The sequence below is a fragment of the Mesobacterium pallidum genome (assembly GCF_019966535.1).
Taxonomy (GTDB): Bacteria; Pseudomonadota; Alphaproteobacteria; order Rhodobacterales; family Rhodobacteraceae; genus Mesobacterium; species Mesobacterium pallidum.
Genome location: NZ_JAIMID010000014.1, coordinates 125756 through 144371 on the forward strand (window position 1 = coordinate 125756; position 18616 = coordinate 144371).

Here is an 18616-nt window from a genome sequence, read left to right on the forward strand (position 1 = left end):
TGCGCCTCCGCCCTTCGTCCCGGTTGCGACCGGGCGGGCGGGGGCGTACCCCTTCCGGGTGAGAGAGAAGCCGCCCGGCCCAGGACAGTGACAGCAATTCGGAGGACTTCATGACCGGAGCCACCACCTACCCCCCCAGCGAAGAATTCGTGAAAACCGCCCATGTCGACGCCGCGAAATACGACGCGATGTACAAGGCCTCGATCGACGATCCCGAGGCGTTCTGGGCCGAACAGGGCCAGCGCATCGACTGGATCGCGCCCTTCACCAAGGTCAAGAACGTCAGCTTCGACTTCGGCAACGTCGACATCAAGTGGTACGAGGACGGCACGCTGAACGTCGCCGCCAATTGCGTCGACCGGCACCTTGCAACCCGGGGCGACCAGACCGCGATCATCTTCGAACCCGATGACCCGGACGCCCCCGCGCAGCACATCACCTATACCCAGCTGCACGAGAAGGTCTGCCGCATGGCCAACGTCCTGCTTTCGCAGGGTGTCATGCGCGGCGACCGGGTGGTGATCTACCTGCCGATGATCCCCGAGGCCGCCTATGCCATGCTGGCCTGCGCCCGCATCGGCGCGATCCACTCCATCGTCTTCGCCGGTTTCTCGCCGGACGCGCTGGCCAACCGGATCAACGATTGCGGCGCCAAGCTGGTCATCACCGCCGACAGCGCCCCGCGCGGCGGCCGCAAGACCGCTCTCAAGTCCAACTGCGACGCGGCGCTGCTGCATTGCTCGGACAAGGTGCGCTGCCTCGTGGTCAAGCACACCGGCGACCAGACCACCTGGATCGACGGCCGCGACGTCGACGTGAACGCGATGATGGAAACCGTCGCCCCCGACTGCCCGCCGCGCCCGATGAACGCCGAGGACCCGCTGTTCATCCTCTATACCTCGGGCTCGACCGGCAAGCCCAAGGGCGTCGTGCACACCTCGGGCGGCTACCTCGTCTACGCGGCGATGACGCACGAGATCACCTTCGACTACCATGACGGCGACGTCTACTGGTGCACCGCGGACGTGGGCTGGGTCACCGGCCACAGCTACATCGTGTACGGCCCCCTCGCCAACGGCGCCACCACGCTGATGTTCGAAGGCGTGCCGACCTACCCCGATGCCGGCCGCTTCTGGGCGGTCTGCGAAAAGCACAAGGTCAACCAGTTCTACACCGCCCCCACCGCCCTGCGCGCGCTGATGGGCCAGGGCAATTCCTGGGTCGAGACATACGACCTGAGCAGCCTCAAGCTGCTGGGCACGGTCGGCGAGCCGATCAACCCCGAGGCCTGGAACTGGTACAATGACGTCATCGGCAAGGGCAAATGCCCCATCGTCGACACCTGGTGGCAGACCGAGACCGGCGGCCACCTGATGACCCCCCTGCCCGGCGCCCATGCGCTGAAGCCGGGCGCGGCGATGAAGCCCTTCTTCGGCGTCGAGCCTGTCGTGCTGGACCCGACCGCCGGGACCGTCGTCGAGGGCGACGGCGTCGAGGGCGTGCTTTGCATCAAGGACAGCTGGCCCGGCCAGATGCGCACCGTCTGGGGCGACCATGAGCGGTTCGAGCAGACCTATTTCTCGGACTACAAGGGCTACTACTTCACCGGTGACGGCTGCCGGCGCGACGCGGGCGGCGATTACTGGATCACCGGCCGCGTGGACGACGTGATCAACGTCTCGGGCCACCGCATGGGCACGGCCGAAGTCGAATCGGCCCTCGTGGCGCATTCCAAGGTGGCCGAGGCCGCCGTCGTCGGCTACCCGCACGAGATCAAGGGCCAGGGCATCTATTGCTACGTCACCCTGATGAACGGCGAAGAGCCGACGGACGAGCTGCGCAAGGAGCTGCGGACCTGGGTCCGCAACGAGATCGGGCCGATCGCCTCGCCCGACGTGATCCAGTGGGCGCCGGGCCTGCCCAAGACCCGCTCGGGCAAGATCATGCGCCGCATCCTGCGCAAGATCGCCGAGAACGATACCGGTGCGCTGGGTGACACCTCGACGCTGGCCGATCCGTCGGTGGTCGATGACCTGATCGCGAACCGCGCCGGGGCCTGATCGCCCTCCATATCCTTGGAAAAGGGCCGCCGGCATTGCCGCGCGGCCCTTTTTCATGGCCCGTTACGAGGTTCAGGTTCAGGCAAGCTTCTTAAAGTTCCGTACACCGGCAAGATCCGTAAAATTGTCGGTAATCTCCATGAATAGAACGTATTTGACACACATCGCCGCCCGGTGATCCCGCGCATGGTGTTACCGTTCTGTCGTCCCGTGCAGAGAAAAGGAGCGAACAGATGCAGATCACATCTCAGCCCGCCAGTTCGCAACTGGCGCAGCGCACCACCGAGCGACTCGAGGCGCTCAAGCTCGACCGTCGCGAGGCGGCAGCCTCGGAACCCGCCCGCGAAACCGCGGCGCCGGTTGCCGGCTCCGAGGTGCGGGCCCGCCGCTCCGAACGGGTCGAAGAGCCCAAGGGCAGCTCGGCCTCTGAAAAGTTGCGCGAATCCGCCGTCGCCTCCGAGGCGCGGCTGTCCAGGCAGGTCGAACAGGAGCGCGCCGCCGAGACCGAGCAGGCGCTGACCCAGGGCGCCAGCACTGCCGACAACCAGGCCCGCAAGGACCAGGACGCGGTGCGTCGCGAGCGGTTCCAGCAGGCCATGCTGGACAAGAAGGCGGACGACCAGGCCACCCGCGACACCATCGCCCGCGACTCGCGCGAGGCGCTGGCGCAGGAAATCCGCGCCGCGATGGACACCAACACCAAGGGGCCTGAATTCGAGCTGGTGGCATGAGGATTGCCCCGGTTCGGGCGGAATTCTTTACAGAGAATTCAACGGATTAATGGGGGATGAATTAACCAGTCGTTCACGGTTCTGAGCGCAACCTGAGTCAAGTGGGTATGCAAAGTGGAGTAGGAAAAATGCCACCGATTGACATGAGCGGCGCCAGTGCGCTGGCCTCCGGCCGGACCACCGCCCAGGCGCAGCAGAACGACAACGCCGCCGTGCGCAGCCAGCCGGTCGCCCAGACCGACGCCGCCGCGCCGACCTATACGGCCGACGCCTTGACCCAGGCCCGCGAATCCGAAGCGACCCGCGCCCGCCTCGTCCAGGACAAGCCGTCCCGCGAAAACTCCAACCAGGACGTGATGCTGCGCTCGCAGACCCTGTCCAACGCCCTGGCCGAGGAAATGCGCCTGCAGCAAAAGCTGGCCGACCTGCGCGAAACGATCGAGAAGACCGAGGAAGAGCTGCGCATGATGCAGACCGAACAGACGGACTTCACCAAGCACTGACCGCTCCTCCCTTTGCAGTCGCCAGGGCCGCCCGCAGGGCCCTGGCTTCCCCAGGGCTCCGCACCGGACTATCACGCGCAGTCGACCCCCCTCGCGCGTGGGCCCAGAAGGTGCGGAGCCCTTCTGCGTTCGCCCCCGCCCCGTCCCGGGCCAATGACGCGACGGATGCATGCTTTTCCTCGCGCATCGCTTCGCCTATAAGGCACCACCAAGACCAAGGCGGTGACTTGGCGTGCGCACGCAGCGAGGCGAGGATAAGCATGGCAAAAAAACATGATGACGACGTGGCCTTCATCGAGGCCCTGGCCCGACTTCTCGAGGCCAATGACCTGACCGAACTCGAGGTCACCCGCGAATACGGCGCAGACGACAGTCTCAGCGTGCGCGTCTCGCGCAAGACCGAGGTCGTGCAATACGCCGCGCCCGCCTACGCGCCGGCCCCTGCCATGGCACCGGCCCACGCCCCCGCACCGGCCGCTGCCGCCGTCCCCGCCGCCGCCAGCGACGATCCGGCCAGCCATCCCGGCGCCGTGACCTCGCCCATGGTCGGCACCGTCTACCTGCAGGCCGAACCCGGCGCCCCCGCCTTCGTCAAGACCGGCCAGGCCGTGTCCGAAGGCGACACCATTCTCATCGTCGAGGCGATGAAGACCATGAACCACATCCCCGCGCCGAGGTCGGGGACCGTGACGCGCATCCTCGTCGACGACGGCGACGCGGTGGAATACGGCGCCCCGCTCGTCATCATCGAGTGAGGCAGAGATGTTCGACAAGATCCTGATCGCGAACCGGGGCGAGATCGCCCTGCGCGTCATCCGCGCCTGCCGCGAGATGGGCATCCAGTCGGTCGCGGTGCATTCCACCGCCGATGCCGACGCGATGCATGTCCGAATGGCCGACGAATCCGTCTGCATCGGCCCGGCGCCCTCGTCCGGCAGCTACCTGAACTTTCCGGCCATCATCTCGGCCTGCGAAATCTCGGGCGCCCAGGCGATCCACCCCGGCTACGGGTTCCTGTCCGAGAACGCCCGCTTCGTGCAGGTGGTCGAGGATCACGGGTTGACCTTCATCGGCCCCTCGGCTGAGCACATCCGCATCATGGGCGACAAGATCACCGCCAAGGAAACCGCCGCGCGGCTGGGCATCCCCGTGGTCCCCGGGTCCGAAGGCGGCGTGCCGGATCTCGAGTCCGCGCTGAAGGTGGGCGAAGAGATCGGCTACCCGGTCATCATCAAGGCCACCGCCGGCGGCGGCGGGCGCGGCATGAAGGTCGCCCGCAACGCCAAGGAGATGGAGCGCGCCTTCCTCACCGCCCGGTCCGAGGGCAAGGCCGCCTTTGGCAACGACGAGGTCTATATCGAGAAATACCTTGGCACCCCGCGTCACATCGAGGTGCAGGTATTCGGCGACGGCAAGGGCAATGCGGTCCATTTGGGCGAACGCGACTGTTCGCTCCAGCGCCGCCACCAGAAGGTGTTCGAAGAGGCCCCCGGCCCCGTCATCACCGCCGAGGAACGCGCCCGGATCGGCAAGATCTGCGCCGACGCGGTCGCTGCGATCAACTACATCGGCGCCGGCACGGTCGAATTCCTCTACGAGAATGGCGAGTTCTATTTCATCGAGATGAACACCCGCCTGCAGGTCGAACACCCGGTGACCGAGGCGATCTATCGCCAGGACCTCGTGCGCGAACAGATCCGCGTCGCGGCGGGCCTGCCGATGTCCTTCACCCAGGACGACCTGACGATCGACGGCCATGCGATCGAGGTGCGGATCAACGCGGAAAAGCTGCCCCACTTTGCCCCCTGCCCCGGTACGATCACCCATTACCACGCCCCCGGCGGGCTGGGGGTGCGCATGGATTCGGCGCTCTACGACGGCTACAAGATCCCGCCCTATTACGACAGCCTGATCGGCAAGCTGATCGTGCACGGCCGCGACCGGCCCGAGGCGCTGGCCCGTCTTGCCCGGGCGCTGGGAGAGCTGATCGTCGACGGCATCGACACCACCGTGCCGCTGTTCCACGCCCTGCTGCAGGAGCCCGCCGTGCAATCGGGCGACTACAACATCCACTGGCTGGAAAAGTGGCTCGAGACGAATCTCGGCTGATGCATCTCATACGCCCCGGCCCGCCGTATACGCGGGCCGGGGCGTGATGTAGGATCGGCGCCATGAAAGATCACACCGATCTCACCCCGGACCTGCTGCTGCGGGCCTACACGGCCGGCCTGTTCCCCATGGCCGAACACCGCGACGACCCCGAGCTGTTCTGGGTCGATCCGCGCCGCCGGGGGATCTTTCCGCTGGGCGGCTTCCACATCTCGCGCTCGCTGGCGCGGCGCATCCGGGCCGGCGGCTTTGACGTGCGGGTGAATACCGATTTCGCCGGCGTCGTCGAAGGCTGCGCCGACCGTCCCGAGACCTGGATCAGCGACCCGATCCGCCATCTCTACATGGAGCTGTTCCTGCTGGGCTACGCCCATTCACTGGAAGTGCACGACGACGACGGGTTGATCGGCGGCGTCTACGGCGTGACCATCGGCGCGGCCTTCTTTGGCGAAAGCATGTTCTCGCGCAAGACCGATGCGTCCAAGATCGCGCTGGCCTACCTGGTGGATCGGCTGAACCTCGGCGGCTTCCGACTGTTCGACACGCAGTTCCTGACGCCGCACCTGGCGTCCCTGGGCGCGATCGAGATCAGCCGTGCCGCCTATCACAGTTTGCTCAAGCCGGCCATCGCGGCCCAGGCCAATTTCCTGTCACCGCCCCTGCCCGCCTCGGGTCACGAGGTGGTGCAGCGCAACACCCAGACATCGTAACGCGCGTGGTCCAGCGCGTTCAGCGCCGGGGAGGACGCCAGCATCCAGCCCGAAAACACGCGCCGGCTTTCGTTGCCATCGTCGATGGTAACATAGGCATAGGCGTCGCCGGCCAGGTTGCCCTCGGGATAGCGACACTCGGTCAGGCCCACCAGAAGCGAGCCGATCACGGCGTCCTGCCCGGAAATCAGCGCCAGGTCCTCGGTCTTGCCGGTGATCTTGTCGAGAACGCGCAGCGTGGCGCCGCTGCCGCGGCTCACCTCTTCCTGCGCGGCCAGCGGGGCGGCCGCCAGCAGCAGGGCGATCAGCGCCGCTCTCATTGGTCGGACCCGCCGCCCACGTATTTCAGCAGCAGCGAAATCAGGCTCACCGCGCCCTGGGTGTCGATGATCTCGTCCCCCGCGGCAAAGTAGAAGGGCGATCCGCCCGGCACGATCTCGACGAAATTGCCGCCAAGCAAGCCTTCGGAGGCGACGACGGCCGCGCTATCATCGGGCACCTGGATGCCATCCTGCAGGGTCAGGCGGGTCTCGGCGCGGTAGGTCTCGGCGTTCAACTCGATCCCCGCGACGGTGCCAACCTTGACGCCGGCCAGCCGCACATCTGTGCCCAGCGTGACGCCTTCCAGAGAGCGGAAAGAGGCCGTCAGATCATAGGTGTCGCTGCCGCCGCCGCCGAACCCGGTGGCCTGCGCGGCATAGATCACGAACCCCGCCGCGGCGGCCAGGACGGCGCCGCCGACAAGGGCCTCGGTCGTCTCACCGGCCATTATTCGGGGCTCCAGGCCTCGTAATCGGACCGCTCGGCCGGGGCCGCGCGGCGGATCGAGCCGCTGGGCGCATAGGCCAGCGGCGAGCCGGTCATGTTCGGCAGGTGCTCTTTTTCCCAGGGCTTGTGCTTGAGCGCGGCCTTGGTCGGCGGCTCGTCCCAGGTGTAATGCAGCCAGCCGTGCCACTCGGGGCTGATGCGCGAGGCTTCCATCTCACCGTTGTAGATGACCCAGCGCCGCTTGCCGCCTTCCGTCTGGTAATAGATGTTGCCCTGCGCGTCCTCGCCCACCTTCTGGCCCTTACGGCGGGTGTAGAGCGCGGTGTTCAGCGTCTGACCGTTCCACCAGGTCAAAGCCTGTAGCAAAGTGCTGCCGATGCCCATGGACGACTCCTCGTGTTCGTTGCCTCGTTATGGCCTGTGCCGCCGGAAAGGTCCAGTCCGCGCCGCCATGCTGGCAGGCGCGGGTTACCGGCAGCTGAAGTCCGCTTACGGGGCGACCGCCGTCACCTCGATCTCGATGCGGTACTTGGGGTCGATCAGCCCGCATTCGATCATCGTGGCCGCCGGCGGATTGGCCCCGAAGGTCTCGGCCAGCAGCGGCCAGCAGGGTTCGAACTCGGCCGCGTCGGGCAGGTAGTAATTGACCCGGACCACGTCGGCAAAGCTGGCGCCCGCCTCGGCCAGCGCGCGGCCGATGACCTCGAGCGCACTTTGGCATTGGCTGACCACGTCGTCGCCCTGCCCCACCGTGCCCGCCACGTGGACGAACCCGCCCGCCACCACGGCGCGGCAATAGCCGATCTTGGCCTCGAACGCGCCACCCGAAGAGATTCGCTTCATGTCTTCCATCCTTGTCACGCGCCGCCGAAGCGGTCGCATTTTGCCCTAGTTCTGCGGTCTTCTTGCGCTAGGCTGCGGCAAAGACAAGAGGAACAAGCCGCGAATGGGCACGCGCCGCGTCAGTTGGAAGGAAGAAGCCGAGCACCTGCGCCCCCGCCCCGACAGCGGCTGGTCGCGCCGGATCGAGGTGCTGGGCGCACCGACCGTCGTGCCGCCTGCGGATCGTACATTCGTGCAGGCTGCGGGGCTGCTGCGCGCCGATGGCAGCTATTGCGGGCAAGGCGCGCTGTGGCGCAAGTCGCGGCTACTGACCGAAGAGCCGGAGGCCCCGCAAGGCCCCGTGACCGACCTGCCGGGCAGTTGGCTTTGGGGCGGCGTGCTGTGGCGCCATTTCGGCCATTTCATTGTCGAAAGTACCGGGCGGATGTGGGGGCTGACGGTCCTGCCCGAACCGGTACGGGGGGTGATCTTTATCCCGAAAAGCCCCAGGGAAGACGCGCTCAAGGGATTTCACGCCGATTTCTTTGGCATGTGCGGGCTGAAGCCGCACCATGTGCGCATCGCCACCGCGCCGCTGCGGCCCGAGCGGCTGTACGTGCCGGGCCAGGGCTTCGGCCTTGGCGACATCGCGGCAGGCACCGACCGCTGCCAGGATTTCTTCCGCACGCGGTTCGCGCAGCAGATCGCGCCCGAGGGGCCCGAGCGGCTCTATATCAGCCGGTCCCGCCTGGCCGAGGGCAAGGGCAAGCTGGTGCTCGAGGACCGGCTCGAGGCGCATCTGACCGCCGAGGGATACGAGATCTTCCACCCGCAAGAGCATGACCTCGCGACCCAGGTCTCGCGCTACAAGGCGGCGCGGCAGGTGGTAGCGACCGAAGGGTCCGCCCTGCACCTGCTGGCCATGGTCGCGCGGCCCGACCAGTCGGTGGCGATGATCCTGCGGCGCATGGCGCAGGCGACGGAATACATCACCAGCCACCTGCGCGGCTTTGCCGGGATCGAACCCTTGATGATCGACGCGCTGCGGGATCGCTGGCGTCCGGCGGACCGCGAAGCCACGCGTCACCAGGTCGGCGTGCCCGACTTTGCAGCGGTGCAATCGGCCCTGCGACAGGGCGGCTTCGTCGGCGACGGCCCCGCCTGGCCGCAACCCGACACGGCCACCACGCGCGACGCGATTTCACGCCTGACCAGCTTTGACATGGTGCCGGTCGAGCCGGACTGATCCCGCCGCGCGAACACCGGCGGCCGGGTGGGCGCATTGTTCAAACCGCCCCGGAGCACGACCCACGAATCCCCCCTGCGCCCATGCAAAACGCCCCCGCCGTTTCCGGCGAGGGCGTTCGCATGTCAGTCTGAAGGGGGATCAGCCGGCGGTGGCCTCTTCCTTCTTCTGATCGGCGTGGATCATCAGCGGAGCCGCGTCGGACATCACCGCTTCCTCGTTCACGACGACCTCTTCGACACTCTCCATGCCCGGCAGTTCGAACATGGTGTCGAGCAGGATGTCCTCGAGGATCGACCGCAACCCGCGGGCGCCGGTCTTGCGCTCGATCGCGCGCTTGGCGATGGCCGACAGCGCCTCGTCGGTGAAGGTCAGCTTGGTGTCCTCCAGCTCGAACAGGCGCTGGTATTGCTTGACCAGGGCGTTCTTGGGCTGGGTCAGGATGGTGACCAGCGCGTCCTCGTCGAGATCCTCAAGCGTCGCCAGCACCGGCAGACGGCCGACGAATTCCGGGATCAGGCCGAACTTCAGCAGATCCTCGGGCTCGAGATCCTTGAAGATCTCGCCCACGCCGCGTTCGTCATTGTCCCGCACATCGGCGCCAAAGCCCATGGCCGAGCCCTTGCCGCGCTGCGCGATGATCTTGTCGAGACCCGCAAAGGCGCCGCCGCAGATGAACAGGATGTTGGTCGTGTCCACCTGCAGGAATTCCTGCTGCGGATGCTTGCGCCCGCCCTGCGGCGGTACCGAGGCAACGGTGCCCTCCATCAGCTTGAGCAGCGCCTGCTGCACCCCCTCGCCCGACACGTCGCGGGTGATCGACGGGTTTTCCGACTTGCGGGTGATCTTGTCGACCTCGTCGATATAGACGATGCCGCGCTGCGCCCGTTCCACGTTGTATTCGCTGGACTGGAGCAGCTTGAGAATGATGTTCTCCACGTCCTCGCCCACATAACCGGCTTCGGTCAGGGTGGTGGCGTCGGCCATGGTGAAGGGCACGTCGAGGATGCGCGCCAGCGTCTGCGCCAGCAGCGTCTTGCCGCAGCCCGTCGGGCCGATCAGCAGGATGTTCGACTTGGCCAGCTCGATATCGCCGCCCTTCTGGGCGTGGTTCAGGCGCTTGTAGTGGTTGTGCACGGCGACCGAGAGCACGCGTTTCGCCACCATCTGGCCGATCACGTAATCGTCCAGCACGTTGCAGATCTCGCGCGGGGTGGGCACGCCGTCGGTGGACTTGAGGCCTGCGCCCTTCGTCTCTTCGCGGATGATGTCCATGCAAAGCTCGACGCATTCATCGCAGATGAACACGGTCGGACCTGCAATCAGCTTGCGGACCTCGTGCTGAGACTTGCCGCAAAAGCTGCAGTAAAGGGTATTCTTGCTGTCGCCGCCGGAATTCGTCGCCATGTCGTACCTTTCGGGCTCGTCGCTTGCCGGGCCATCCAAACGCGGGCGCCGCATTGCGCCCCCAACCGTTCGAACCTCTGTCCTGTCCACCTCAGCCTAGGCCATGCCCCGAGGTGCTACAATCGCAAAATTGACCGGGCGGCGGCGGGTCCTTGCCGCCGCCCGATCACGCATCATCACTTGTCGCCGTCGACGTCCTTGGCGCGGTTTTCGACGATTTCGTCGATCAGGCCCCAGGCCTTCGCTTCCTCGGGCGACATGAAGTTGTCACGCTCCAGCGCGGCCTCGACTTCCTCGAGCTTGCGGCCGGTGTGCTTGACGTAGATCTCGTTCAGACGCGTCTTGAGCTTCTGGGTTTCCTGGGCGTGGATCATGATGTCCGTCGCCTGGCCCTGGTAGCCGCCCGAGGGCTGGTGCACCATCACGCGGCTGTTCGGCAGCGAAAAGCGCATCCCCGCCTCGCCCGCCGTCAGCAGCAGCGACCCCATGGAGGCCGCCTGGCCGATCACCAGGGTCGAGACCTTGGGCTTGATGTATTGCATCGTGTCGTAGATCGACAGGCCGGAGGTCACGACACCGCCCGGGCTGTTGATATACATCGAGATCTCTTTCGACGGGTTCTCGGCCTCGAGGTGCAGCAGCTGCGCCACGATCAGCGACGACATGCCGTCATGCACCGGGCCCGACAGGAAGATGATCCGTTCCTTGAGCAGGCGCGAGAAGATGTCGTAGGCGCGTTCGCCCCGGCTGGTCTGTTCGACCACCATGGGGACCAGCGTGTTCATGTATGTCTCGAAGGGGTCTTTCATGTCTCTCGCCTGCCTGCTGGTCGTTGCGGATAGAAGTAGTCGCGAATGCTTAACGGAAGCTTAGGATTTGCACCGCCGCTCGAGCCGTCCAGAGAGTCTTAGTGGTGCGGCCGGGGGGCTGCAAGGGGCCGGGGTCGCTCAGGCCCATTCCGGGCCAAGGTCGCGGGTCGCGCGGTCGATCCAGTGCTCGCGCAGCCAGCCGCAGGGGCGCGACCAGCGCAAGAGGCTGCCGTGGTAGCCGTCGACCGCCTCGGGCATCTTGGGCCGTCCGTGGAAACAGACCACGCGGGCGTCGTCGGGCAGGCGCGGTTCGCGCAGGTAGTTCAAGGGCGGCAGATCGAGGCAGCCGTGCTTGAAGGACACCACCCAATCGCCCGGAATATATTCGAAATCCCCGCGATCCATCGCCTTGTGCGAGGTATAGCGCTGCTCGGATCCCCGGGCTGTTTCGACTTCGCGGTAGGGGTTTGCAAGGATCTCGTCGTAGAGGTAGCCATGCAGCGCCGGATCAAAACGAAAGACGCTGCCATGCCCCGTGGGCCGGCCCTTGCGCGCCTCGATCCAGTCGTGCCGCATCGCGACCTTGCCGGGTGCCATGGACCAGATCGGCGTCAGGTCCCCGGTGATCACAACGTCGAGGTCGAACCCCAGGAACGGCCCCTCGAGGTCGGGCACCAGCCCCTGCCGGAACAGGCTCACCTTGCGCATCGCGCCTTGCCGGTTGGCCACGGCGAGCGCCTTGTTCATTTCCTCGTGAAAGGGTTCCACCGGCAGGTCGAGGATCTCGACATCGGGGTGAATCCCGTCGGGATGCTCGGTCATGCAGAAGAACCGCACATCGGCGTCGATGTTGCGCCGAACGCCCGAATACAGCCGGTTGACGTATTCCGGGCCGAAGAGCGTCCCCCACTTGATGCAGATGATGTTCGCGACGGGCATGACGTCCTCCGGGGCAGCGCGGGGCCGCATGTAGCGCGGATCGCGCGCAGGCGCCAGCCCCGCCCCCTGCGACCGCCGCGCAACACTCCGCCTGGCAAGCGATGTGCAGGCGCAGCATGATCGTTGTGCAGTCGCAGCAATTGCGGCAGAGTGTTAGCGCAAACGCTCAACCTGGAGGGGGACAGAATGACCCAAGTTGCCGTGACCGACGCGCAGATCGCCGAAACCGCCTACCTGCTGTGGCTGGACGAGGGCCAGCCCGAAGGCCGCGCCGAGGCGCATTGGCTCGAGGCGCGCACCCGGCTTGAGACAGCGCCTGCCAAGCCCGCCCGCAAGCGCGCGGCACCCAAGGCCAAGGCTGCGGCTCCGAAGACCGCGGCGGCCCCCAAGGCGGCCAAGGCCTCCGCCGCCGCCAAGGCGGTCAAGGCCCCGACCCGCAAGCGGGCCAGCGCCAAGGTCGACTGAGCAGGCCAGCGATCAGGCGGCGGGCATCCGTTGCTCGACGATCTCGGCCCACCAGGAACAGCCCGCGGGTATCGCCTCGTCGTTGAAATTGTACTCGGGGTGGTGGACCATCGCCGTGTCGCCGTTGCCGACGAGGATATAGGCGCCGGGCCGCTCCTCGAGCATGAAGGCGAAATCCTCGCCGCCCATGACCAAAGGCGCATCGGCGCAATCGCCCGAAACCTTGCGGGCCACGTCGGCGGCGAACAGCGTCTGTTCCTCGTGGTTGACCATGGCCGGGTAGTTGCGGGTGTAATCCAGCGTGCCCGTCGCGCCATAGGCGGCGGCGATGGTCTTGACCAGGGCGCCCAGGCGCTCTTCGGCCAGGTCGCGCATCTCGGGCGACATGGTGCGGGTGGTGCCCTTGAGCGTGACGCTTTGCGGAATCACGTTGAACGCCTGGCTCGAGGTCTGGAACGAGGTGATCGAGACGACGATCTGCTCGACCGGGTCGGCATTGCGCGCGGCGATCGACTGCACGGCCATCACGAGGTTGGAGGCGACCAGCGTCGGGTCGACCGTGTCATGTGGCTTGGCGGCGTGGCCGCCCTTCCCTTCGATCGTGATCTCGAAGATGTCGGTCGCGGCAAAGAAGGCGCCGGGCCGGATCGCGAATTGACCGGTCGGCAGGCCCGGCCAGTTGTGCATGCCGTAGACCTCCTGGATCCCCCAGCGCTCCATCAGCCCTTCGTCGCACATGACCTTGCCGCCGCCGCCGCCCTCTTCGGCGGGTTGGAAGATCACGACGACCGTACCGTCGAAATTGCGCGTCTCGGCCAGGTACTTGGCCGCGCCCAGCAGCATCGCCGTGTGGCCGTCATGGCCGCAGGCATGCATCGCGCCCGGCGTCTTGGAGGCATAGTCGAGCCCCGTCGCCTCGAGGATCGGCAGGGCGTCCATGTCGGCGCGCAACCCGATGACCTTCCCGGCGGTGTCGGTCTTGCCCTTGATCACGCCCACGACGCCGGTGCGGCCGATGCCCGGGGTCACCTCGTCGCAGCCGAACTCGGCCAGCTTGTCGGCCACCACCTGCGCGGTGCGGATCGTGTCGAACATGATCTCGGGGTGTTCGTGCAGGTCACGTCGCCAGGCGGTGATTTCGTCGTGCATCTCTGCGAACCGGTTCTTGGTCGGCATGACAGGGTCCTTTCGATTGAGGGTCGGGCCGGAGCCTAGACCCATCCCGCAGGGCGGCGCAATGGGGGCACACGGTGACGTCAGATCGCGGGGCCGGGATCCATGCGGGCGCCGTCCGAAAAGCGGGCATAGCGAAAGCGCGACAAGTCATGGCCCGGGTCCTCGCCCCGCACCAGACGCGCGGCGATGCGGCCGAAGGCGGGGCCGATGCCGAATCCGTGCCCGCTCATGCCCGTCGCGACGGTGAGACCGGGAAGGGCCGCGATGCTGTCCACGACCGGTACGATGTCGGGCATGACGTCGATCATCCCGGCCCATCGGGCGACGGGTTTGACCGGGCCGGCCTCGGGCCAGATGGCCTCGAACTGCCTGGCCGCCTGCGCCAGCCCCTTGGTGTTCGGGGCCGGGTTCAGGATGCGTTGCGCCTCGAAGGGGCTGGGTTGATCCTCGGCCCAGCGCCGGGGGGTGGTCCAGCCGTCGGGGAAGCCTTTCGGCGCGAGCGGTTTCAGGCGGAAGCCGCCAGGGTCCTCGCGCATCACCGGCAGGTATTTCGGCAGGGCGCGGAAGGCATCGGGGCCAACGTAAAGCTCGGCCTGCCCGCCCCAGGCGATGGTGTAGCCGCCGTCCGAGCGCCGCCGCCAGGCCATGCCGGGCTCCGAGGCGGCGCCGGAATGCACCTGCGCCATCGGCCCTGTCGCCATGACCGAGGAGCGGACGGAAAGCTGCGGGATATTCACGCCATGCCGCCGCAGCAGCAGCGACGACCAGGCCCCGCCCGCCAGAACCACGGCGTCGCAGGCGATGCGGCCGGCCTCGGTGATGACCCCGGCGATGCGCCCGGCGGCGATGTCCAACGCGCGCACGGCGCAGCCTTCGCGGATCGCCACGCCTTCGCTGGCGGCCAGCCGGGCAAGCTCCGGCACGGCGACCCAGGGCTCGGCCTTCATGTCCGACGGCGTGCTCATCGCGCCCTGCCAGGCGCGCTTTGCCCCGGGGAACGCGGCGGATGTCTCGGCCCGCGACAGCAGGCGCGTGTCGAGCCCGAAGTCCTTCGCGCTCTCGAGCCAGGCGGCATAGCCGGCCATCTTGGCTTCGGTCGCGGCCAGGTAGGAGACACCCACGGTCGCCAGACCCGTACGCCCGCGGCAGTCCGCGTCAAGGTCGGACCAGAGCCGCCGTGCCTCGAGCATGATCGGGATCTCGGCGAGGTCACGCCCCTGCACCCGCACCCAGCCCCAGTTGCGCGAGGATTGCTCGGCCGCGATCCGGCCCTTTTCCAGCAACACGACCTTCTGGCCCGCGCGGGCCAGCTCCAGCGCCGTGCAGACGCCGATGACGCCCCCGCCGATGACCACGACATCCGCGCAGGGCGGCAGGGTCGCCCCATGCTCGATCGGGCGCGCTTCGGTGAAAGGAAAGTGGCTCATGCCAGCACGTCCAGCAGCTTGCGCATGAAATCGTGCCCGGCCTCGAACTGCGCCTTCGAGATGAATTCGTCGGGCTGATGCGCCTGCGCGATGTTGCCCGGCCCGCAGATCACCGCCGAATAGCCACGTTCCTGGAACTGCCCCGCCTCGGTCGCGTAGCTGACCACGTGGTCGCCGTTGTCGCCGGTGATGCGGCGGGCCAGCGCCTCGGCTTCGCTGTCCTCTTCGGGCCGCAGGCCCGTGACGTCGAACAGCGTTTCCAGCTCGATCCTGGCCTCGGGCCGGACCGCCTGCATCTGCGCCTCGACCTCGGCGACCTTGGCGGCATAGCGCGCATGCCAGTCGGCCTTGTCCTCGCCCGCAACCACGCGGATACCCAGGAGAAAGCGGCAGTCCTTTGCGGTGATGTTCTCGGCCGTCCCGCCCGAGATCGTACCGACATGCAGCGTGGTCCAGGGCGGCTCGAACATGCTCGCCAGCGGTGTCGGCTCCGCAGCCCTCAGCTCGGCGTTCACGTGGTTGGCCCAGTCGATGAGCCGCGCGGCCTCCATCACCGCGTTGACGCCGGTGTGCATGAGCGAGGAATGCACCTCGAAGCCGGTGATCCTCGTCTCGATCCCCAGGCCGCCCTTGTGGCCCGTCACCGCCTGCATCATCGACGGCTCACCCACGATCACGGCCGACGCCTGCGGCAGGATCGTCTTGAGGTGGTCGATCATCGGCGGGGCGCCGGTGCAGCCGACCTCTTCGTCGAAGCTCAACGCCAGTTGCAAGGGCCGCGTCACGCCGCGCCGCTTCGCCTCGACCAGCGCCCAGATGGCGAGCGCGTCGAAGCCCTTCATGTCCGCGCAGCCGCGCCCGTAATAGCGCCCGTCCTTCTCGGTCACCTCGAAGGGGTCGCTGGACCAGTCCTGCCCGTCCACCGGCACCACGTCCGTATGGCCCGACAGCACGACGCCCCCCGGCGCCTCCGGCCCGACATGGGCCAGGATCGCCGCCTTGTCGCGCGCCGCGTTCCAGTAGCGGTACACGGCGATGCCGTGGCTGCCGAGGTAGCCTTCGACCCAGTCCACCAGCGGCAGGTTGCTGTCGCGGCTGACGGTCGGGAAGGCCACGAGGCGGCACATCAGCGCGAAGGGGCTCAGGACATCGGTCATGACCGTCCCACCGCTTCGCCGAAAAAAACCAGCGTGCAATCCTCGTCGGCCACGTGAAACTCACGCTGGCCGTAGTCCTGGTCGAACGGCGCGCGGACCCGGCCCTCTGGCAAGGTGTCGAGAGCAGGTTTCAGGCGGGCGAAAAGCGCATCGATCCCGTCAACGTCGATGTAAAAGGACCCTTGCCGCTCGGGATGGGCCAGGTCGACGCTCTTGAAGACCTCGACGAGGCGCACGGCCACATCGTCGCGGCGCAGAAAAGCGTAAGTGTCGGCCTGGAACCCGACCTCGAAGCCGAGGATGTCGCGGTAGAACGCCACCTGCCTGGCCAGCGACGTGCAGGGCACGAACGGCGTGATCTGTTTCAGTCGCATGGTCGGCCTCAATACCCGCTGTCGGTCTCCAGCACAAAGTGCCCGGTCTCGACCTCGCGGTAGACCGAGGGCGCGGGCTCGTAGCCCAGCGGATGGATCGGCGAGGGGATCGGCTTGAAGTTCAGGTCCTTCTCCGTCTTGCGCAGATGCGGGTCGGCGATGGGGACGGCCTTCATCAGCGCCTGGGTATAGGGATGCTGCGGGTTCTCGAAGACCCGGGCGCGGGGGCCAAGTTCGACGATCCGGCCCAGGTACATGACGCCGACCTGGTGGCTGACCCGCTCGACGACGGCCATGTCGTGGCTGATGAAGAGATAGCTGAGGCCCATGTCTGCCTGCAGCTCCATCATCAGGTTCACCACCTGCGCCTGCACGCTGACGTCGAGCGCGCTGACCGCCTCGTCCGCCACGATCAGCTTGGGGTTCAGCGCAAGCGCCCGGGCAATGGCGACGCGCTGGCGCTGGCCGCCCGACAGCTCGTGCGGGTAGCGGCGCATGAAGCTGCGCGGCAGCTCGACCCGGTCGAACAGCATCTCGATCCGCTTGCGGATCTCGGCGCCGCCGAGGGTGCCGTAGTTCTTCATCGGCTCGGCGACCTGGTCCGACAGTTGCATCTGCGGGTTGAGCGACGCGAAGGGGTCCTGGAAGATCATCTGCATGTCGCGCCGCGCCTGGCGCAGCTTTTCCGGCCCCAGCGCCATCACGTCCACCCCGTCGAGGTTGATCGTGCCCGATTGCGGCTGCACCAACCGCAGGATCGACCGCCCGGCCGAGGACTTGCCGCAGCCCGACTCGCCCACGAGACTGAGCGTCTGGCCCTTGTTGATCGAGAACGACACGTCCTCGACCGCGTGGACATTGGCGATGGTGCGGCGGAAGAACCCGCCCTTGACGGGAAAGCGCGTGGTCAGATGCTCGACCTTCAGCAGGACCTTGTCCTCGCCGGTGATCGGCTCGATCTTCTGGTCGTCCACGCCGAACAGCTTCATCGGCTCGGGATAGGCCTTGCCGCGCATCTCGCCCAGCTTGGGCACAGCGGCCAGCAGCGCCTGGGTATAGGGATGCTGCGGCCGCTCGAAGATCTCCTCGACCGTGCCTTCCTCGACCTTGTTGCCGCGGAACATGACTACAACGCGGTCGGCCATCTGCGCCACTACGGCCATGTCGTGGGTGATGAACATCACCGCCGTGCCGGTCTCGCGCTTGAGCCGGTCTACCAGGGCCAGGATCTCGGCCTGGATGGTGACGTCAAGCGCGGTGGTCGGCTCGTCCGCGATCAGCAGGCGCGGCTCGCAGGCCAGCGCCATGGCGATCACGACCCGCTGGCGCATGCCGCCCGACAGCTCGTGCGGATACTGGCGCAGGCGCCGCTCGGGCTCGGGGATGCGCACCTGGCGCAAGAGCTCGAGCGCGCGCGCCTCGGCCTGGCGCCGGGTCATGCCCTTGTGCAGGCGCAGCCCCTCGGTCAGCTGGCGGCCCACGGTGAAGACCGGGTTCAGCGCCGTCATCGGCTCCTGGAAGATCATGCCGATCTCGTTGCCACGGATCGTGCGCATCAGGCTTTGCGGCGTCTTGGCAAGGTCGGTCTCGCCACCCTTTTTGCGGTCGAAGATCAGCCTGCCGTTTGCCAGCGTGCCGCCGCCGAACTCGATCAGCCGCATAAGCGACAGCGAGGACACGGACTTGCCCGACCCGGATTCGCCGACGATGCAGACCGTTTCGCCCGGGTAGACCTCGAAGGACACGTCCTGCACGCCCGCGACGGTGCCGTCCTTGGTCTGGAACTCGACCCGCAGGTTTTCGATGCGGGCGACGGGCTTTGCCTCGGGGGCCTGGTCGAGCATGGGGCTCTCCGTTTGTCGGGTCTTTGAGCGACGGTAGGCAAGGCCCGCGCGCGCGTCAAACCCCCTTGG

20 protein-coding genes are annotated in these 18616 nt (G+C 67.0%); 8 read left to right on the forward strand and 12 right to left on the reverse strand.

The window, feature by feature from the left end; genetic code table 11:
• Positions 1 to 110: 110 nt before the first annotated feature.
• The 6 genes from acs to aat all read left to right on the forward strand — a co-directional run bounded on the left by acs (position 111) and on the right by aat (position 6113).
• Complete coding sequence (gene acs, locus MF270_RS19250; RefSeq protein WP_238367404.1) at positions 111 to 2060, forward strand: acetate--CoA ligase; 1950 nt, start codon at positions 111 to 113, stop codon at positions 2058 to 2060.
• 233 nt (positions 2061 to 2293) lie between these two features.
• Positions 2294 to 2791 carry a hypothetical protein gene (locus MF270_RS19255; RefSeq protein WP_238367405.1) on the forward strand — a complete coding sequence of 166 codons (498 nt, stop codon included), beginning with the start codon at positions 2294 to 2296 and terminating at the stop codon, positions 2789 to 2791.
• Positions 2792 to 2934: 143 nt separating this feature from the next.
• A complete protein-coding gene (locus tag MF270_RS19260; RefSeq protein WP_238367406.1) occupies positions 2935 to 3294 on the forward strand; it encodes a hypothetical protein in 360 nt (119 codons plus the stop codon).
• Between the two features lie 260 nt (positions 3295 to 3554).
• Positions 3555 to 4049, forward strand: coding sequence for an acetyl-CoA carboxylase biotin carboxyl carrier protein (accB, locus tag MF270_RS19265; RefSeq protein WP_238367407.1), 495 nt, complete (start codon positions 3555 to 3557; stop codon positions 4047 to 4049).
• A gap of 7 nt (positions 4050 to 4056) precedes the next feature.
• On the forward strand, positions 4057 to 5403 hold the full coding sequence (accC, locus tag MF270_RS19270) for an acetyl-CoA carboxylase biotin carboxylase subunit (RefSeq protein ID WP_238367408.1): 1347 nt from the start codon (positions 4057 to 4059) through the stop codon (positions 5401 to 5403).
• A gap of 62 nt (positions 5404 to 5465) precedes the next feature.
• Positions 5466 to 6113, forward strand: coding sequence for a leucyl/phenylalanyl-tRNA--protein transferase (gene aat / locus MF270_RS19275; protein WP_238367409.1), 648 nt, complete (start codon positions 5466 to 5468; stop codon positions 6111 to 6113).
• Here the strand turns inward: aat and MF270_RS19280 are convergent.
• The 4 genes from MF270_RS19280 to MF270_RS19295 all read right to left on the reverse strand — a co-directional run bounded on the left by MF270_RS19280 (position 6077) and on the right by MF270_RS19295 (position 7733).
• Positions 6077 to 6433, reverse strand: a complete 357-nt coding sequence (locus tag MF270_RS19280) for a DUF2155 domain-containing protein (protein ID WP_238367410.1) — start codon at positions 6431 to 6433, stop codon at positions 6077 to 6079. The two genes, aat and MF270_RS19280, sit on opposite strands and share 37 nt — an antisense overlap.
• On the reverse strand, positions 6430 to 6882 hold the full coding sequence (gene mlaD / locus MF270_RS19285) for an outer membrane lipid asymmetry maintenance protein MlaD (protein ID WP_238367411.1): 453 nt from the start codon (positions 6880 to 6882) through the stop codon (positions 6430 to 6432). The genes MF270_RS19280 and mlaD overlap by 4 nt, the downstream gene beginning before the upstream one ends.
• Positions 6882 to 7265 carry an NADH:ubiquinone oxidoreductase subunit NDUFA12 gene (locus MF270_RS19290; RefSeq protein ID WP_238367412.1) on the reverse strand — a complete coding sequence of 128 codons (384 nt, stop codon included), beginning with the start codon at positions 7263 to 7265 and terminating at the stop codon, positions 6882 to 6884. Before MF270_RS19290 ends, mlaD begins: the two co-directional genes overlap by 1 nt.
• 105 nt (positions 7266 to 7370) lie before the next feature.
• Positions 7371 to 7733 carry a RidA family protein gene (locus tag MF270_RS19295; protein WP_238367413.1) on the reverse strand — a complete coding sequence of 121 codons (363 nt, stop codon included), beginning with the start codon at positions 7731 to 7733 and terminating at the stop codon, positions 7371 to 7373.
• A gap of 94 nt (positions 7734 to 7827) precedes the next feature.
• Between MF270_RS19295 and MF270_RS19300 the strand changes: the two genes are divergently transcribed.
• The gene (locus MF270_RS19300) at positions 7828 to 8949 is read left to right on the forward strand and encodes a glycosyltransferase family 61 protein (protein ID WP_238367414.1); all 1122 of its coding nucleotides are present in this window, start codon (positions 7828 to 7830) and stop codon (positions 8947 to 8949) included.
• 141 nt (positions 8950 to 9090) lie between these two features.
• Here MF270_RS19300 and clpX read toward each other — a convergent pair whose 3' ends face one another.
• The 3 genes from clpX to MF270_RS19315 all read right to left on the reverse strand — a co-directional run bounded on the left by clpX (position 9091) and on the right by MF270_RS19315 (position 12104).
• Positions 9091 to 10356 carry an ATP-dependent Clp protease ATP-binding subunit ClpX gene (gene clpX, locus MF270_RS19305; RefSeq protein WP_238367415.1) on the reverse strand — a complete coding sequence of 422 codons (1266 nt, stop codon included), beginning with the start codon at positions 10354 to 10356 and terminating at the stop codon, positions 9091 to 9093.
• Positions 10357 to 10532: 176 nt separating this feature from the next.
• On the reverse strand, positions 10533 to 11165 hold the full coding sequence (locus tag MF270_RS19310; RefSeq protein ID WP_238367416.1) for an ATP-dependent Clp protease proteolytic subunit: 633 nt from the start codon (positions 11163 to 11165) through the stop codon (positions 10533 to 10535).
• A 138-nt stretch (positions 11166 to 11303) separates the two neighbouring features.
• Positions 11304 to 12104 carry a glycosyl transferase gene (locus MF270_RS19315; RefSeq protein ID WP_238367417.1) on the reverse strand — a complete coding sequence of 267 codons (801 nt, stop codon included), beginning with the start codon at positions 12102 to 12104 and terminating at the stop codon, positions 11304 to 11306.
• Positions 12105 to 12290: 186 nt separating this feature from the next.
• Here MF270_RS19315 and MF270_RS19320 point away from each other — a divergent pair, with 186 nt between their 5' ends.
• On the forward strand, positions 12291 to 12569 hold the full coding sequence (locus MF270_RS19320) for a DUF2934 domain-containing protein (RefSeq protein ID WP_238367418.1): 279 nt from the start codon (positions 12291 to 12293) through the stop codon (positions 12567 to 12569).
• 12 nt (positions 12570 to 12581) lie between these two features.
• On the opposite strand, the gene MF270_RS19325 is transcribed toward MF270_RS19320, so the two are convergent.
• The 5 genes from MF270_RS19325 to MF270_RS19345 all read right to left on the reverse strand — a co-directional run bounded on the left by MF270_RS19325 (position 12582) and on the right by MF270_RS19345 (position 18547).
• Positions 12582 to 13745, reverse strand: coding sequence for a M20 aminoacylase family protein (locus MF270_RS19325; protein WP_238367419.1), 1164 nt, complete (start codon positions 13743 to 13745; stop codon positions 12582 to 12584).
• A gap of 80 nt (positions 13746 to 13825) precedes the next feature.
• Positions 13826 to 15238, reverse strand: a complete 1413-nt coding sequence (locus MF270_RS19330; protein ID WP_238367433.1) for an NAD(P)/FAD-dependent oxidoreductase — start codon at positions 15236 to 15238, stop codon at positions 13826 to 13828.
• Positions 15169 to 16329: an acetylornithine deacetylase gene (gene argE / locus MF270_RS19335; RefSeq protein ID WP_238367420.1), complete on the reverse strand. Its 1161-nt coding sequence runs from the start codon at positions 16327 to 16329 to the stop codon at positions 15169 to 15171. The genes MF270_RS19330 and argE overlap by 70 nt, the downstream gene beginning before the upstream one ends.
• On the reverse strand, positions 16326 to 16703 hold the full coding sequence (locus MF270_RS19340; RefSeq protein ID WP_238367421.1) for a bleomycin resistance protein: 378 nt from the start codon (positions 16701 to 16703) through the stop codon (positions 16326 to 16328). The genes argE and MF270_RS19340 overlap by 4 nt, the downstream gene beginning before the upstream one ends.
• A gap of 8 nt (positions 16704 to 16711) precedes the next feature.
• Complete coding sequence (locus MF270_RS19345; RefSeq protein WP_238367422.1) at positions 16712 to 18547, reverse strand: ABC transporter ATP-binding protein; 1836 nt, start codon at positions 18545 to 18547, stop codon at positions 16712 to 16714.
• Positions 18548 to 18616: the final 69 nt, after the last annotated feature.